13 protein-coding genes are annotated in these 16,730 nt (G+C 70.0%); 4 read left to right on the forward strand and 9 right to left on the reverse strand.

Going from position 1 to position 16,730, the window contains the following annotated elements:
- Nucleotides 1–24: 24 nt before the first annotated feature.
- The 7 genes from AB0C33_RS40705 to AB0C33_RS40735 all read right to left on the reverse strand — a co-directional run bounded on the left by AB0C33_RS40705 (nt 25) and on the right by AB0C33_RS40735 (nt 5,420).
- Nucleotides 25–525: a tyrosine-type recombinase/integrase gene (locus AB0C33_RS40705; protein WP_358298131.1), complete on the reverse strand. Its 501-nt coding sequence runs from the start codon at nt 523–525 to the stop codon at nt 25–27.
- Nucleotides 411–1,217, reverse strand: a complete 807-nt coding sequence (locus AB0C33_RS40710) for an integrase core domain-containing protein (protein WP_358298132.1) — start codon at nt 1,215–1,217, stop codon at nt 411–413. The genes AB0C33_RS40705 and AB0C33_RS40710 overlap by 115 nt, the downstream gene beginning before the upstream one ends.
- A 250-nt stretch (nt 1,218–1,467) precedes the next feature.
- The gene (locus AB0C33_RS40715) at nt 1,468–1,623 is read right to left on the reverse strand and encodes a hypothetical protein (RefSeq protein WP_358298133.1); all 156 of its coding nucleotides are present in this window, start codon (nt 1,621–1,623) and stop codon (nt 1,468–1,470) included.
- A gap of 463 nt (nt 1,624–2,086) precedes the next feature.
- On the reverse strand, nt 2,087–3,292 hold the full coding sequence (locus tag AB0C33_RS40720; RefSeq protein WP_358298134.1) for a DEAD/DEAH box helicase: 1,206 nt from the start codon (nt 3,290–3,292) through the stop codon (nt 2,087–2,089).
- A 574-nt stretch (nt 3,293–3,866) separates the two neighbouring features.
- Entirely contained in the window at nt 3,867–4,073 is a 207-nt protein-coding gene (locus tag AB0C33_RS40725) for a cold-shock protein (RefSeq protein WP_020545593.1), read from the reverse strand.
- Between the two features lie 358 nt (nt 4,074–4,431).
- Complete coding sequence (locus AB0C33_RS40730) at nt 4,432–4,755, reverse strand: YciI family protein (RefSeq protein ID WP_358298135.1); 324 nt, start codon at nt 4,753–4,755, stop codon at nt 4,432–4,434.
- Nucleotides 4,756–4,808: 53 nt separating this feature from the next.
- Nucleotides 4,809–5,420: a dihydrofolate reductase family protein gene (locus AB0C33_RS40735; protein WP_358298137.1), complete on the reverse strand. Its 612-nt coding sequence runs from the start codon at nt 5,418–5,420 to the stop codon at nt 4,809–4,811.
- A 716-nt stretch (nt 5,421–6,136) separates the two neighbouring features.
- On the opposite strand from AB0C33_RS40735, the gene AB0C33_RS40740 reads away from it, so the two are divergent.
- From AB0C33_RS40740 to AB0C33_RS40755, 4 genes are all read left to right on the forward strand, one after another.
- On the forward strand, nt 6,137–6,733 hold the full coding sequence (locus AB0C33_RS40740) for an ATP-binding protein (RefSeq protein ID WP_358298139.1): 597 nt from the start codon (nt 6,137–6,139) through the stop codon (nt 6,731–6,733).
- Nucleotides 6,734–6,945: 212 nt separating this feature from the next.
- Complete coding sequence (locus AB0C33_RS40745; protein ID WP_358298141.1) at nt 6,946–7,257, forward strand: hypothetical protein; 312 nt, start codon at nt 6,946–6,948, stop codon at nt 7,255–7,257.
- A 76-nt stretch (nt 7,258–7,333) separates the two neighbouring features.
- Nucleotides 7,334–10,186: an AAA family ATPase gene (locus AB0C33_RS40750; RefSeq protein WP_358298143.1), complete on the forward strand. Its 2,853-nt coding sequence runs from the start codon at nt 7,334–7,336 to the stop codon at nt 10,184–10,186.
- Nucleotides 10,187–10,358: 172 nt separating this feature from the next.
- Entirely contained in the window at nt 10,359–14,201 is a 3,843-nt protein-coding gene (locus tag AB0C33_RS40755) for a S8 family serine peptidase (RefSeq protein ID WP_358298145.1), read from the forward strand.
- 566 nt (nt 14,202–14,767) lie between these two features.
- Here AB0C33_RS40755 and AB0C33_RS40760 read toward each other — a convergent pair.
- A complete protein-coding gene (locus AB0C33_RS40760) occupies nt 14,768–15,214 on the reverse strand; it encodes a VOC family protein (RefSeq protein WP_358298147.1) in 447 nt (148 codons plus the stop codon).
- Nucleotides 15,211–16,623 (reverse strand): alanine racemase, encoded by a 1,413-nt coding sequence (locus AB0C33_RS40765; RefSeq protein ID WP_358298149.1) that lies wholly within the window; start codon nt 16,621–16,623, stop codon nt 15,211–15,213. The genes AB0C33_RS40760 and AB0C33_RS40765 overlap by 4 nt, the downstream gene beginning before the upstream one ends.
- Between the last annotated feature and the right edge of the window lie 107 nt (nt 16,624–16,730).

Here is a 16,730-nt window from a genome sequence, read left to right on the forward strand (position 1 = left end):
TCAGATCGACCCCGGCCGCCAGCATCAGCGAGGCCGCGCCATGGCGGAGATCGTGCAACCGCACCGGCGGCAGCCCCACCTGGAAGGCCAACTGGAGAACTGGTCGCTGACCTGCTGCGGATGCAGCGGCAGCCCGATCTCGTCAGTGAAGACGAACCCGCTGTCCGCCCAGGCCTCGCCCGCGATCAACCGCTCGGCTGCCTGCCGTTTGCGGTGCGCGCGCAGCGCGGTGACGGTGTCCTCATCCAACGCGATGGTGCGGTCGCTGGCCTCGGTCTTCGGCCTGCCCTGCACCGGCTCCCAGCCCAGCTGGGTGATCTGCCAATGCACCCCGGCCGTCCCGGCGGCCAGGTCGACGTCCTTCCAGCGCAGCCCGACCGCCTCACCCCGGCGCAGCCCACGCAGGGCGATCAACCGATACAGCGCGGACAGCCGGTGGGTGGCCGCCTGGGCGAGGAAGGCGTAGGTGTGTGAGGGCGTCCACTGCGCCTGCCGATAATTCCATCCGTGCAGGTCAAGCGGCATGTGAGTATTCGTGGAGGATGCCGCCGAGCCGGTCTCGTCGGCGTATGCTCAGGTTCCACAATCCGCTCGGGATCCGTGATCAGGTCAGGGACGGTGCATTGCGGAGCCGCTTGGCCCAGGGCTTGGTGGGCGCGGTGCCGGTTGTAGAACACTTCGTACTCGCGAAGAGCGTGCCGCAGGTGGTGTTCGTTCCACAGGAGGCAGCGGTCGAGGAGTTCACGGCGGCAAGACTGCACCCACCGCTCCATGATGGAATTCATGCGCGGCATCCGGATGCCGGTGAGTACGGTCTGGATGCCCACGTCGGCGAGGATTCCGTCCATGAGGGTGGGGAACTTCCCATCCCTGTCTCGAATCAGAAAGCGTGCTCGGCAGCCTGCGTCTTCCGGGTCCATCACTAGGTTCCTGATCGTCTGGATCAGGAAGTCGGCGGTCGGGTGAGCGGTGGTGGTGCCCAGTACGCGAACGCGCCTGCTGGCGTGCTCGATGACGGCTAGGATGTACTGGCGTTGCCCGTTCAAGGTGACGGTCTCGATGAAATCGCAGGCGAGCAGAGCGTGGGCTTGGGAGCGCAGGAAGTCGGCCCAAGTGGTGGATGCCCGCCGGGGTTGCTGGATGAATGCCTTCTTGCTTGAAGATCTCCCAGACTGTGGACGGCGCGACCTTGATGCCGAGTGTGGCGAGCTCACCATGTACCCGCCGATAGCCCCAGCCGGGGTTCTCCCGAACCAGGCGCAGGATGAGAGCGCGGATGGACCGGATCGTGGGTCGGCGCCCACGTCGGCCCGGCTGGCAGGTACGGGCCGACGCGCCGTCTCATCAGGTCGCGGTGCCAGCGCAGGACGGTGTCCGGACGGACGACAAGCCGCAGCCGGCGCAGAACCTCACGCGGCAGTGAGGTCAGGTGCGCGGCGAGAAAGGCCCGGTCCTCGGGTGCGAATTTCACTCTGGTGTCGGCGCCGATATGGCGTTGGAGGACGGTGATCTGGTGGCGCAGGACGGGAGTATCTCCACGTCCTTGTCCCGATCGCTCAGGGGCAGCAACCGCAGCGCGGCGAACGTGTTCGTGACGGTGGGGTAGGCCAGGCGAAGGAGCACGACTGATCATCCTGCCGCACGCGTTTCTGTCCCCCGGGTGGCCCTGAGTTCGCGCCGCCATGCGAAGGCCTCACATGGTCATGACCTCGGCCGATGTAATTTTCGGCAGGCGCAGAGATGACGGCGACAACTACGTCCAACGAAGATCAGGTAGATCTCCTAGCCTCGATCTTTCTCGGCCTTGAGCCGGTCGTCATCGCCCCGGCCGAGCACCGCAGACAACAACAGGTCCTGGCCCTGCTCCACCATGACCCCAACCGCCCCTGACCAGCCCGGGGCATCGCCCGCCACCTCCGCGATGTCACCCTCGACACCATGTAGCGGCAACTGTCTCGCTGGGCCGGCAGCCAACTCATCCGCAAGATCGGCCGGGTATCCACACCGCCCGGCCGATCTCTTCAGCACTCTTGCCAACAGCCCAAAAGCCTTGCCTGCCTGGCCTTGGGCGAGTCCCCATCCGCTGCTACCGGAATCGTCTGCCGTTCCGTCCCGACCGGCGACTGACAACCGGTGCTGTGATGGTCACGGGGATGCCTGAGGGAGCCTGGGCGCCCGTGATACGCCTCAGCTCGGCCTCGCCCGAACGGACCTCGCTGGTCTGCGGGACGATACCGGCGTCGGCCATCAAGCGGGTCATGTCACGGCGCTGATTGGGCAGCACCAGGGTGACGACGCTGCCGGACTCGCCGGCGCGGGCGGTGCGGCCGCCGCGGTGCAGGTAGTCCTTGTGGTCGCTCGGCGGGTCGACGTTGACGACGAGGTCCAGGTCGTCGACGTGGATGCCGCGGGCCGCGACGTTGGTCGCCACCAGCGCCGTGACGTGGCCGCTCTTGAACTCGGCGAGGGTGCGAGTGCGCTGGGGCTGGGACTTGCCTCCGTGCAGCGCGGCGGCGCGCACTCCGCTGTTCAGCAACTGTTCGGTGAGCCGGTCCACAGCGTGCTTGGTGTCCAGGAACATGATCACCCGACCGTCGCGAGCAGCGATCTCCACGGTGGTGGCCTGCTTGTCGGCGCCCTGGATGTGCAGCACGTGGTGCTCCATCGTGGTGACCGCGCCCGCCGAGGGGTCGACCGAATGGACCACCGGGTCGCTCAGATAGCGGCGGACCAGCAGATCGACGTTGCGGTCCAAAGTGGCGGAGAACAGCATCCGCTGGCCATCTGGGCGCACCTGGTCGAGCAGGTGGGTGATCTGCGGCATGAAGCCCATGTCGGCCATCTGGTCGGCCTCATCCAGCACGGTGATGCCGACCTGGTCCAGGCTGCAGTCGCCGCGCTCGATGAGATCTCTGAGCCGTCCCGGGGTCGCGATGACGACCTCGGCACCGTTGCGCAGCGCATGGGCCTGGCGGCTGATCGACATGCCGCCGACGACCGTGGCCAGCCGCAGCTTCAGTGCTTGGGCGTACGGCGTGAGCGCATCGGTGACCTGCTGGGCCAGTTCCCTGGTGGGGACGAGGATCAGGGCGAGCGGTCGCCGCGATTGTGCCCGCTGTCCGGAGGTGCGGACGAGCAGGGCCAGGCCGAAGGCGAGTGTCTTGCCCGACCCGGTGCGCCCCCGTCCCAGGACGTCCCGGCCGGCCAGGGAGTTCGGCAGCGTGGCCGCCTGGATGGGGAACGGTTCGTTCACGCCCAGGCCGCTGAGCACCTTGAGCAGTGCGGGCGGCATGCTCAGCTCAGCGAATGTCGCGGCTGCCGGCAGGGCCGGGGTTACGGTGACCGGCAGCGCGAACTCTCTCTGGAGCGCGGCGGGACGCCGCCCGTTGCCGGACCGGTTGGAGGCGCCTGAACGGCCCTGAGCCGGAGAGCTGAATCGGCCGCCCCTGCTTCGGGCGGAGCCGCCCGTACGGGGCGAAGAGTTGCGATCGTGCTCGCGAGTTGCGTGGTTCATGCAGAACCTTCCTCGATGCGGCACGTGTCAGGATCCTCGGCGCGATGAGCGGCACAAGAACAGCTAGCACGAGCCGAAGAAAGACGAGTCGAGCCGGCGGAAACAGCCTGGGCTCGTACGTCGAAATGGTCGGCTTTCGCCGGGAAGAACGCGGCTGTGATGCGGCGCCCTGGGACTGGAGCGGGCCTATGCCCGAACCGGAGCCATCGGTGGTGCATCCGGTGTGCGGCGGAAGAACAGACATGCTGTGCTTCTCGGGTTGTGAGGTCATCACGGCACGATGGATGCCACAAAAGCAACGCGCCGGGGACCGCGCCCTGCGGCGCGGGCCCCGGCTACGTGGTGCGCAGTGTCAGGCGGGAACGATGTTCTCGGCCTGCGGGCCCTTCTGGCCCTGCGTGACGTCGAAGGCCACCTTCTGGCCCTCGCGCAGCTCACGGTAGCCGCCGTTGGCGACGATGTTGGAGTAGTGCGCGAAGACGTCGGCGCCGCCGCCGTCCTGCTCGATGAAGCCGAAGCCCTTTTCCGCGTTGAACCACTTCACGGTGCCAGAAGCCATGTTGATCTCCTTCGATGGGTGCAAAGCCGAAATCCGCATCGAACGGATTCCGCGTCGCCGCGATAGGACCACACACCCGGAAATGACCGGAGAACAAAAAATGCACCTGAGGCTACATACCGTCAGGTGCACACAAGTCTTTATGGGTACCACAACTGCAACTGATCTCAATCTAGCACATGTGCCGGCGGGCTGCGCATGCCCCCGCCGACGCCGACCTCATCCCATCGCCGCCTTGACCTGCAAGTTCCAGGTTCAACCTCGGCGATGTCGAGGTCACCGAAACGCCTGGTCAGGGAGGTGATCACCCGCGCCCACTCGTCGTGGTGGGCCTGGGTGATCACTTCCCGGACGTCGGTCAAAGGAACGGCCGCACCTCGATCTTCCGGTCGCAGACCTTCGACGCCTCGGCGGCGAGCTTGAGCGCCACATCCAGATCGGGGGCCTCCCACACCCAGATGCCGGCGAGGTACTCCTTCGACTCCACGAAAGGCCCGTCGCCGAACATCGCCTGCTCGCCCCGGTTGTCGATGACCGTGGCCGCGCTGGTGTCCGCGAGTCCGCCCGAGAAGACCCAGTAGCCCTCGGCGATCAGTCGTTCGTTGAACGCACTGATGGCAGGCCGCCTGTCCGTGTCATCGGGATTGTCTCTGTCGTCGATCACGGAAACCAGGTACCGCATCTGAAGATCAACTCCCGTGGTGCCAAATCAGCGTGGTGCGCTGGTCAGGGACTTCAAGCCGTCGGCTCATACTGCGGGCGCCCAGCCGGCCGGTAGACCTGGATCGACACACCCTTGGAGTCGGCCCGCGATTCGACCAGGTCGAGCGCAAGATCCGGGCCCGCGTCGGGGAACAGCCGCGCGCCCTGGCCGACGACCACCGGGATGGTGATCAGAGTCATCTCGTCGACCAGGTCGTTCTCCAGCAGCCACTGGACCAGGATGCCACTGCCGTGCACCTGCAGCTCACCCCCGGGCTTGGCCTTCAGCTCACTGATGGCCGCCGCGAGGTCACCGCGCAGCACGGTCGTGTCCTGCCAACGCGGGGTGGTGAGCGTGGTCGAGGCAACGTACTTGGGGGCCTCGTTCAAGGCCACGCCGATGGGATGTGCGCGCATCTGCTCGATGGATCCCCAGGAGCCGGCGAACAGCTCGTAGGTGTGCCGGCCGAACAGGAACGCCTCGGCGCGCTGGTAGGTCTGCGTGATGAACGTCCTGGTCTCATCGTCGCCCTTCCCCCGGGCCCAGCCGCCGCGCTCGAATCCGTTCCTGCGGTCATCCGACGCGGCGCCGTTTCCCTGCATCACGCCATCGAGGGTGACCTGAGTCATGGTCGTCAGCTTCATGTTGCGGTTCCTTTGTCGTGCGATGCCCCTTGTGGGTGCCTTCGCCCCTGCTACGAACACCACCGCCCCGATCCGACACCGCCTCCCGGATTTTTTAAAGAACTGGCCGGAGCTCCGGTCTCGTCAGCGATCCGACAGCACGACGGCTTCGCGGCGACGGCGCTCCGCCTCCTTGATCGCGCCCAGCGCGGACGGGGCTTTGGGACCAGATCGATCGCGAAGACCTGGGAAGACGAGTAGCCGGACCGGGCGCTGGCTGGGGTGTTGGTCAGTTGCCTGTCGGCAGTGACTGATCGACGGCGGCAACGCGGGCGGCGCACACCCTGTGCGCCTTGCGGACAGCCGGTCAGGCGGTCTCGTCAGCCAGGGCGGCGCTCTGTTGCGGTGCGGCGTGAGCTGGGCAGGGAGGCGGACTGGTGCGGGCGTAGTTGCGGCGCGTGGTGGCGGCCCGCAGGAGCCCAGGAAGCGCTCGACCGCGGCCGCGACCGGTTCCCCGGCCGATCCCGGCGCCGGGCCGCCTGGAGAACCAGGAACTTCGCACGCAGTTGGAGCCGCCTGAACCGAACGCCACCCCGCTGGGCCGTCAGTGCTGAGAGACGTGCCAGTCCGCTACTCACTCCCGTGATCATCCGCACGGCGAGAGGCTGCCATGACACCAGGTGCCTGGCCGACAAACCATGAAGTCACAGTGCAAGGCGGAGGTCTATCGTCTGACCATGATTTTCGAGCGTGAGATCCGCGACGGCGACGGCGGACAACCCGAACGAGTCTGGATCCCTGTTGGGCTCGTGCTGCTGGTCGGGCCGCCGGCCTCGGGCAAGAGCTCTTTCTGCCGGGCGCTGATCGATCAAGGAAAGATCGATCCCGAGGCCGTCGTGTCCAGCGACACCATCGCCGAGCACTACCTCAACACTCCTGTCGACCGTGAATCAGCCGACCCCCAGATCTTCCAGGAACGAGATCGCCGAGTCACGGCGCGACTTTCGACGGGCCGCACCGTGATCGCCGAGTCAACCAACGTGCTCCATCACGCGCGCGCCAGGCTGCTCGCCATCGCCAACAGGTTTCAGATGCCGGTCACCGCACTGCGCTTCACCCAGCCCGAGGAGGTCCTGCTGGAGCAGAACCAGGAACGGCGGAAGGCCCTACCGGCGGCCGACGTCTCCCGATACGCCGCGCTCATGGCCATGCACGCCAGCCCTGGCCAGCTTTACGCAGAGGGCGTGTCATCGGTGCAGGACGTTCCCGGACGCACGCAACACCTCACCGCCTCCCAGGCTGCGCGGCTCTTCGAGTTCCGCACGGCCGGCTGAACACCCGGGCGATCCTTCTTCACCGGCGGCGCCCGGCTCGACAGGGCGACCTTCACCGACCACGCCGTCTTCAACAAGGCGACCTTCACTGGCACCGCCTACTTCACCGGGGCGTTGGGGCTGGAGACGGCGGACGTGGCCGGTGTGCGCCTCCCGCCCGCGGCCGCAGGCGGATCGGGAGTGGCCGCCGTGACCTGCACTTCTGGTTTCGTGTGACCGGGTTCGACCAGCTGCCGCCTGCCCACGCCGAAGCTCCGCCCGCCTCGCCGGTGCTCGATGACGGCGGCTACCGCCGGGCGCTGCGCGAGGGCCGCCGAACGCGCCGGGCGATGTTCGCACGCCTGGACGGCGATCACGCTGTCTCGCCCGATGGCGGGCGCGAGCGCGTCGATGCGGTGCTGCCGGCCACCGGCTACCGGCCGAACCTGTTCTACCTCACCGACCTGGCGCACTGGGCGCACTGGGCGCGCTGGGCGCGCTGGAGGACGGCGGCCACCCGCGTCAGCGCCGCGGCCTGTCACTGACCCATCCCGGTCTGGGCTACCCGGGCCTGCGACAAGACGTGACATTTCACGTAGTCGGCGCTTCAATTGCTCGATTATGGACGATGCCGATGTGGCCGCGGAGCGCGTGATCTCGCCGATTCTCGTTGGCCGGGACACGGAGCTGCGGCGGTTACTGGCGGCGGTGAGGCGTCCCCCGGCTGTCGTCATGATCGAGGGCGAGGCGGGCATCGGAAAGACGCGGCTGGTCGGCGAGCTGGCGGCCGCCGTCGAGCTGCGCGACCGGCCCCCGCTCGTCGGCGGATGCGCGCAGATCCGTGAGCCGTTCCCGCTCGGTCCCGTCATCGAGGCACTGCGCGGCGCCGCTGGGAAGCTTCCCGCGGTGGGCCTGTCGCCGGTGACTGGTGCTCTGCACCCGCTGCTGCCCGAACTTGCCGCCGTCCTGCCGGCCGCACCCGGCCCGCTCGACGACCCCGCCGGGCTGCGGCACCGCGTGTTCCGCGGGCTCGCGGAACTGCTCGCCGCGCTCGGCCAGGTCGTCCTGGTGCTGGAAGACCTGCACTGGGCCGACGAGCAGACGATCGAGTTCCTCGGCTACCTGCTCAGCGACCCGCCGCCCGGACTTGGCCTCGTGCTCACCTTCCGTGCTGAGGAGGCCGGTCCCGGCCTGCGGGCGCTCACCGCACGGCTGCGGCCGGAGCTCGCCCACGCCCACCTCGCCCTGGCCCCGCTGGACGCCGCGCGGACGAACGAGCTGACGGCATCGATCCTGGGCACCGCGCAGGTGTCGGACGAGTTCGCCGCCTATCTGTGCGAGCGGACATCCGGCCTGCCGTACGCCATCCAGGAGCTGGTCGCGCTGCTGCGCGCCCGCGGCGTCCTGGTCCAGCGCGGCACCAGGTGGGCGCGCAAGACGCTCGACGAGCTCGGCGTACCGGCCGGGGTTCGTGACTCGGTGCTGGAGCGGGTGCGCGGCCTGAGCGCGAACGGGCAGGCGGTGGCGGAGGCCGCGGCGGTGCTGCAGGTGGCCGTGCCGGTGCGGGAGCTCGTGGCCACCTGCCGCGTGCCGGAGCAGGACGCCCACGGGGGCCTGGACGAGTTGCTCGACCGCGGCCTGTTCGTCGAGCGGGGCGGCACGGCGGGGTTCAGGCACGCGCTGGCAGTCCAGGCGGTGTACGGGAGCATCCCGCTGTCCAGACGCCAGGACCTGCACGTCCGCGCGGCCAAGGCGGTGGCGCGGCAGAATCCCACGCCGCTCGGCCAGATCGCCCACCACCACCGTCACGCCGGCCGGCACGACGCGTGGGTGGACGCCGCGGAGAAGGCGGCCGACCAGGCCGTGGCCCTCGCCAACGACGCGGAGGCCGAACGCCTGCTGGAGGCGGTCCTGCGGCACGCGCCCCTCGACCCGGAACGCGAGGGCAGGCTGGCGGCGAAACTGGGCTGGGCGGGCGGTTACGCGCTGGGCGCCGACGAGCTCATCGGCCTGCTGCGCCCCGCCGCCGCCCGCCAGCCGCCCGGACCGGTGCGCGGCGAGCTGAACTACCTCATCGGGCTGAAGCTGGAGGCCGGGGGCGCCGCGCCGGAGCTCACCCGCGGGGCCATGATCGAGGCGGTCGCCGATCTCGCCGACCGCCCGGTGCTGGCCGCGTACGCGATGGTGGGCCTGGGCATGCCGAGAACCCCTGGTGTCCCGCTCGCCGAGCACCTGCGCTGGCTCGACCTGGCGCTCGAACGGCTGCCCGAGATCGCGGAGCCCGAGCGGCGCATCTCCGTGCTCGGCAAGGTCGCCATGGTGCTGACCCTCGTCGGCGACCCGCGCGGGGCGAGCCTGACCGCGCAGGTCGTGGCGCGGACCGGCGGCCGTCCGACCAACCGGTGGGAGGTGGTGGCCTACGAATCCGTCGGAGAGGTCGCCTGCCTGGCCGGGCAGCACGACACCGCGCACCGTCTGCTGGACGCCGCGCTGGCCGAGGCGGCCGAGCACGATGTCACCGGCCTGATCGAGTCCAGGTGCCGGTTGAACCTGGCGACGCTGGCGTACTGCCGGGGTTCGTGGGACGGCGTGGAGGACGAGCTGGAAGCGTTGCGGGTCCGCTTCGCCGACCTGCGGAGTTACCGCCTCACGGCGGACACCGTGGCCGGCTGCCTGGCCCTTGCGCGCGGGCGCGCCGACGCCGCGCTTCTCGGCGACCTGGTGCGGGCGAACCTGGAGGCGGGCGCGGCCGACGTGCTCGCGCTGCCGGTGAGCGCCCTGCTGCGGCTGGCCGTCGCGCAGGACGGGGCCGGGGAGGCGGTGGCGCGTACCGGCGAGGCGTTCTCGCTGTGGGCGGCCAAGGGGCTGTGGCCGGTGGGTGTCCGCGCGGTTCCGGCGCTGGTCGAAGCCCTGGTGGGGCTGGGCAAGGCCGAGGAGGCCGGTGAGCTGGTGTCACGTCTCGAAGGCGAGCTCGCCGCGCTGGACGCGCCGTTCGCGCGGGCCGCGCTCGGCCATGCGTGGGGCTTCCTGTCCGCCGACGCAGCGCGCTTCGTGGACGCGGCGGCGTCGTACGACCGGCTGGGGGCGACGTACGAGGCGGCGCAGGCGCGCGAGCACGCGGCCGGACGCCTGCTCACCGCCGGTGACGAGCGGGGCGCGGCGATGCTGGAGGCCGCCCTGCACGCGTACGGCGGGCTCGGCGCCGCCTGGGACCTCGACCGGGCCGGCCGGCTGAGCAGGCGCTGGGGCCTGCCCGTGCCCGCCCGGCACCGCGGCGGCCCGCGCGGTTACGGGTCCGCACTCTCCCCCAGGGAGGACGCGGTGGCCAGGCTGGCCGCCACCGGGCTGACCAACAAGGAGATCGCCAAGGAGCTGTTCCTGTCGGCCAAGACCGTGGACAAGCACCTGGGGTCGGCCATGCGCAAGCTGGGCCTGCGCTCCCGAGCCGGGCTGGCGCACCGACTCGACGCCTGACTATTGGGGTGTTTGCCCCATAGGTAGCCCTCTGTCGCTCCTGTGAAGCTGGGCGCATGCCCGAAGAGCCCGATCCGACGGACGAGCAGGACACACCCGAGCCCGAGGCCGAACCCGAGGCCGAACTCGAAGAGGGCTGGGTCGACGCATGAGGAGAGAGGCAGAACCCCCGATGCCAACCACCAGAAGGCGGCCGTGGCCGCGCGTGTTAGCGGGCGCCGCCGTAGCGGCACTGGCCGCGGGCCTGCTCACCCCGGCGACGGCCCTCGCCGCGCCTGATGAGGGCGGCCCAGGCGTCGTCGCGCTCCCCGGCGCCGCCGGCGGCGAATGGAACCTCACCCTGATCACCGGCGACACCGTCCGCCTCACCAGGGACGGCGACGGACGCTACACCGCGACCCCCGAGGCCGTCCGCCGCCCCGACGGTCACACCCCGTTGTTCCGCAGCGAGGCCGGCCCGGAGGGGATCTTCGTGATCCCGGACGACGCCCAGCCCGCCCTCGACGCGGGCGTCCTGGACCGCAAGCTGTTCGACGTCCGCTACCTGGCCGAGAACGGCTACGCCGACGGCACCGCCGACCGCCTGCCGCTGATCGTCCAGTACCCGGGCACCCAGAAGAGCACCGCCCGCGCCCTGCCCGACAGCACCGCCACCCGGTCGCTGCCGAGCATCCACGGCGCCGCGCTCACGGTCGACAAGGCGAAGGCGGACGACTTCTGGGCCACCCTGCGCGACTCGGCCACCGGCAGGACGAAGCTGGCCGGCGGTGTCGGCAAGGTCTGGCTGGACGCCAAGGTCAAGGCGGACCTGGCCGAGAGCGTGCCGCTGATCGGCGCCCCCGAGGCGTGGAAGGCCGGCTTCGATGGCTCGGGCACGACGGTCGCCGTGCTGGACACCGGCGTCGACGCCACCCACCCCGACCTGGCCGGCCGCATCGCCGGCAGCCGCAGCTTCGTCGAGGGCCAGGAGGTGACCGACCACCACGGCCACGGCACCCACGTCGCCGCGACCGTGGCGGGCTCCGGCGCGGGCTCGGACGGTTCACGCAAGGGCGTCGCCCCCGGCGCCAGGCTCGTCATCGGCAAGGTGCTGGCCGACTCGGGCTCGGGCAGCATCTCCGACATCATCGCCGGCATGGAGTGGGCCGCCACCGAGGAGAAGGCGAAGATCGTCTCGATGAGTCTCGGCGGCGATCCCACCGACGGCACCGACCCGCTGTCCCAGTCCGTCAACGACCTGAGCGCCTCGACGGGCGCGCTGTTCGTGATCGCCGCGGGCAACGACGGGCCCGGCAAGGAGACGATCGGCGCGCCCGGCGCCGCCGCGTCCGCGCTGACGGTCGCCGCCACCGACAAGTCCGACCAGCTCGCGAGCTTCTCCAGCCGCGGTCCGAGGGCCGTCGACGGAGCGCTCAAGCCGGACATCGCCGCCCCGGGCGTGGGCATCGTCGCCGCCCGCGCCGCCGGCACGTCCCTGGGCAGCCCGGTCGACGACCTGTACAGCAGCCTGAACGGCACTTCCATGGCGACCCCGCACGTCGCGGGCGCGGCCGCGCTGCTGGCCCAGCAGCATCCGTCCTGGGACGGTCAGCGGCTCAAGGCGGCGCTGATGTCGACCGCCAAGGACGCTGGATTCTCCGCCTACGAGCAGGGCGCCGGTCGCGTCGACGTGGCCAGGGCCGTCTCCCAGGCCGTCACCTCCACCACGCCGAACCTGGACTACGGCATCGTCCCGGTCGACGTGAACGACACCGCGGACAAGACGCTCACCTACGCCAACGACGGCACTGCCGAGGTGACGCTGACCCTCGCCGCCACCCTGGGCGAGAACAAGGACACGCTGACGCTGAGCGCCCCGTCGGTGACCGTCCCGGCGGGCGGCACCGCGTCCGTCACCGTCACCCTGCACCCGGGCGGCCTGCCCAAGGGCGGCCACACCGGCGCCGTGGTGGCCACGGGGCCGTCCGGCACGCGCGTCACGACCCCGGTGGGGCTGCGCCGAGGGCCCAAGATGGTGCCGCTGACCGTGCACCTCGTCGACAGGTACGGCAACCCGCCGTCGCCGATGTTGACCTGGGTGGCCGCGAGCGCGGTCGACGTCGTCGACAGCTACAGCCCCGCCCAGGGCACGTTCGTCGCCGACGGCGTCTACCGCTACATGCTCGAACCGGGCACCTACAGCGTCCAGGCCGGCATCCAGCACAACACGGTCGACAGCGGGCCGGCCCCGGTCGCCCAGCTGTACGACCCCGAGGTGGTCGTGCCGGAGAAGGGCGCCGAGATCACCCTCGACGCCCGCGAAGCCGAACTGCTGCGCTTCACGACGCCCAAGCCGATCGACTGGCGGCACGCCCGAGGCAGCTTCTCCCTCGTGCGCACGGCCTGGGACGGCACCCCCATAACCTCCGGGAACATGGGGGCTCTCGGCATGAACGACTGGTACATCAGCCCCACCAAGAAGGTCACCAAGGGCAAGCTGCTGTTCTCGATGAGCGCCACGGCCGCCAACCCGCAACTGGCCGTACGCGCCGTGGCCCCGCAGCGGTACGCGATCGACGCCAGAACCTATGAGTACTTCGACGGTGGGCTGGGCTTCGACCTCGGCTGGGAGATGCCGTTCCCGGCCGGCACCCACCGCTACGACCTCGCGTACGTCGGCGGCGGCGCGAACCCGCAGGGTGACCTGCGCGGCAAGCTAGCGCTGATGACGATCGACCCCAGTGACACATGCCTCACCGACCTCGATCGGGTGCGGGCGCTGAAGGCCGCGGGCGCCGCCGGGATCGTGCTGTTCGCCAACGTCGTGTCCCCCGGCTGCTCGATCCCCACCTGGCCCAGCCGGGACGAGAAGCCGGAACTGCCGGTGATCCAGGTCTTCAAGGCCGTCGGCGACAAGCTCCGCGCCCGGCTCGCGGACGGCCCGGTGACGCTGGAGATCACCAACAACCCGAGCGTCGACTACACCTACCAGCTCCAGGACTACGAGGACGGCAGGGTCCCCGAGCCCGTCTACCGCTTCGCCGACGGCCGGCTGCGGGCCGTGGACACCTCGTTCCACGCGCCGACGAGCCTCGACAGCCAGATGGAGATCTGGCACAGCCTCAAGCCGTTGCAGCGGGTGTCATTCGCGACGGCCTTCCACTTCGCCGCCCCCTCCAGGCGGATCGAGTACTTCAGCGTGTCGGGCGCGGACACCCTGCGCAAGGGGAGCGTCATCGGCACCAGCACCAGGCCCTGGGGGCTGGACACGACGATCGAGAAGCCCGGCAGGGCCACCATGCGCTGGGGCACCGGTCCGGCCACCCCGGGCGGCATGGTGATCCCGGAGGTCCCCGGCGTCCTGAACAAGGTGTTGTGCGCGATGTGCCGGCTCGGCGACACGTTCCTGCCCGCCTACACGTACGTGACCGGCGACGGGCGGCTGGCCGGGCCCGGCGGGCTCTACAACGCCGACGTGAAGCTGTCCAGGGACGGCAAGGAGCTCCCGCGCATCGCAGGCGCGGCGGTCCCGATGTTCACGCTGCCCAAGGAGGAAGGCGTCTACCGGCTCGAACAGAGCGGCTCGGGCAACGCCAACGTCTGGACCTTCCGCTCCAAGGCCCGCGACAAGGACACCGTCCCGCCGACGACCGACTGCCACCCGATCATGGGAACGTCCGGCTCGTGCAACCCGCAACCGCTGGTGTTCGTCGGGTACGACCTGGGTGACACCCAGGCCCTGGACAACACCGTACGCGCCGGTGGGCGGCACACGTTCCAGATCGACGTGACCCATTCCCCGTCGGCCGAGCGCATGCCTGCGGTCGCGGGGCTGAAGCTGGCCTACAGCACCGACGACGGCCAGACCTGGAAGGACGCCAAGGTCCGCAGGGTACGCACCGGCGTCTACACCACCACGCTCACCTACCCCGCCCTCGCCGACACCAAGAGGGCCGTCACCCTCAAGGCCGAAGCCTGGGACACCGGAGGCAACAAGGTCGAACAGACCACCACCCGCGCCTTCCCCCTGCGCTGACCCCCGCAGCCGACCCGTACCCGCCGCCTGGCCAAGGGCGGCGGGTTCCGGCTTGTCATGCCGTCACGCTGGACGGGCTCGCAGGTCCTCCCCGTCCTCAGCCGCTCCGCCGGACGGTGGAGCGCGGACGGCATGTGAGGTGCAACGCGACGGCGTCCGCCTTGAACTCCGGCGGGTATGACTTCAGTGCCTAGTGGAACTCCTTGTCTCCGGATCTGCATCATCCGGTAGCCAAGGTGTCCACGCTTCAGGGAGAGGCCCGCCTTCCTCGGCGGCGTACGCAGCCGCTCCCGTTCGGAACGACGCTCCAATGCCCGGCGACAACTGGAGATCCGATACATACGAGGCGGTTCTCACCATAGGTCCTACGCTTGCGCTGCGTACACCCTGTTCAAGGCAGGAGCAGAGGAGGTGGTCGCGCTCGCCCTTCTCCGGTTGATCGTTCCCAGCGCCTGGCACAGGAACAGGATGAGCATCTGGCAAGAGGCCGGCGACCAGCCGTTCTCCTTCGACCGCTGCTGCCTGTGCGCTTCCACAAGGAGGTGACCAACGACCCAAGCGGAGCGCTACGCGGCGAACTGGACCAGTTCGACGACATGGCGGTCGGGGTCGAGTACGTACACCAGCCTTGCGCCGTCCCAGCGGCCCAGTTCGGGGGCGGACATGGTGACCGGCGTCGCGGTGAGCGGATGGAAGCCGGCCTCTGCGAGGCGGGCGAGCACGAGGTCGAGGTCCTGGACGCCCAGGGCGACGTGCCCGCCCCCGGGGCTGTTGACCGGCGGCGCGGTCGAGGTGGTGCCGGCTTCGCGGTACTCCAGCAGCTCGATCATCTGGCCACGGCCGGCGTCGAGCATGGCATAGGCGAGCCAGGCGCCCTCGATGCCCGCGGCGCGGCCCTGCGCCTCGCCCGTTTCGAGCAGGGGCATGCCGAGCAGGTCGCGGTAGAAGGTGAGGGAGGCGGACAGGTCGGCGCAGGTGAGTCCCGCGTGGTCGAGGGTGGGGGTGGCGTTCATCGGGCGGCTCCTGTCGCGGGGTGGCGGAGGTGGTCGGGGAGGGTGTCGCGGGCCAGTAGGTCGTCGATGGTCTCGGCCCGCCGTACCAGGTGGGCGTGTGTGCCGTTCACCAGCACCGTGGCCGGTCTGGGCAGCAGGTTGAGGTTGCTGGCGTTCGCGTCGTTGTAGGCGCCGGTGAAGCAGAAGGCCAGCAGGTCGCCGGGGCGCATGGCGGGCAGCGTGGCGGTGCGGGCGAGCACGTCCGACATGCAGGAGCGGCCGACGACGCGGACCTCGGCGCGGTCGCCCGTCTCGGGAAGGTGCACGGGGATCACCGGCGGGCGAGCGGCCTCGTCGGGGATCTCCGACAGGAACAGTTGCGTGGTGTCCGTCTCGTACCAGGTGAAGGGGAAGGGCCGGGTCTGCCGCTTCACGTTGAGCAGGGTCGCCACGTGGATGCCGCAGGGCCCGAACAGCGCGCGGCCGGGCTCGACCTCCAGGACGCAGCCTTCGAGGTCGAGGCCGCCGGACGCCAGGCCCTTGCCCAGGTTCTCGCAGACGACCTCGGCATGGCGTTCGATCGACGGCGGGTCCGGTGCGACGAAGTCCGGATTCGCCCGGCCGAACCCGTCGACCGGCGGCGCGAATCCGCCGCCGACGTCTATGGTGCGCGGCGTCCAGCCGCCCCACAGTTCCGACACCTCGGCGGTCAGCTCACCGAACCGCCTGCTGTACCCGCCGATGACGGACAGGTCGGTGGTGTAGCGGCCCATGTGCATCATCACGCCGCTGACCCGCAGCTCAGGGGCGGTCAAGGCGCGGCCGGCCTCGGCCAGGTCGTCGTAGGGCAGGCCCGACTTGTAGGTGCCGTAGATGTCGTTGATCGGCATGCCGAAGGAATCCATGCGGGCGTCGGTCTCGAAGTGGGGCCGCAGCCGCACCCGCAGGTCGGCCTGCTTGCCGAGGGCGCGGGCCGCCATCACCGCGAGCTCGATCTCCCGTACGTCGTCGACGGTGACGCGGACGCCGAGCGCCACGGCGCGCTCGATCGTGGCGCGGTCCTTGGCGGTGCCGTTGAGCGAGATCCGGCCGGGGTGGACGCCGGCCCTGACCGCGACCTCCAGCTCACCGGCTCCGACCAGGTCGGCGCCACATCCCTCCTGTGCGAGCACCCGTTGCAGCGCGAGCACGGGGTTGGCCTTGACCGCCGGCAGCACCAGCACCTCGCCATGACGCCAGACCCGCTCGAAGGCGGCGCGGATGCGGCGGACCCGCCGACGCAACGCGGACTCGGAGACCACGAACAGCGGCGCCGGGAACCTCTCGACCAGGACGTCCACCGGCACCTCCTCGATCAGCAGCCGGCCGGACTCCCGGCGGAGCATGCCGTCCGACAGCGCCACCGCCGCGGCATCGTAGGATTCGCTCATGGTGGTGAAAATAGTTGGCACACACCGAAGAAGCAACTACTTATGAAACAAGAATCCGCCAGAGCAAGATATTTCCGCTACAAGATCCGTCCCCGCGAGCGATGTGG

Origin of the sequence: Nonomuraea sp. NPDC048881 (genome assembly GCF_040649795.1) — a bacterium.
Lineage (GTDB): Bacteria > Actinomycetota > Actinomycetes > Streptosporangiales > Streptosporangiaceae > Nonomuraea.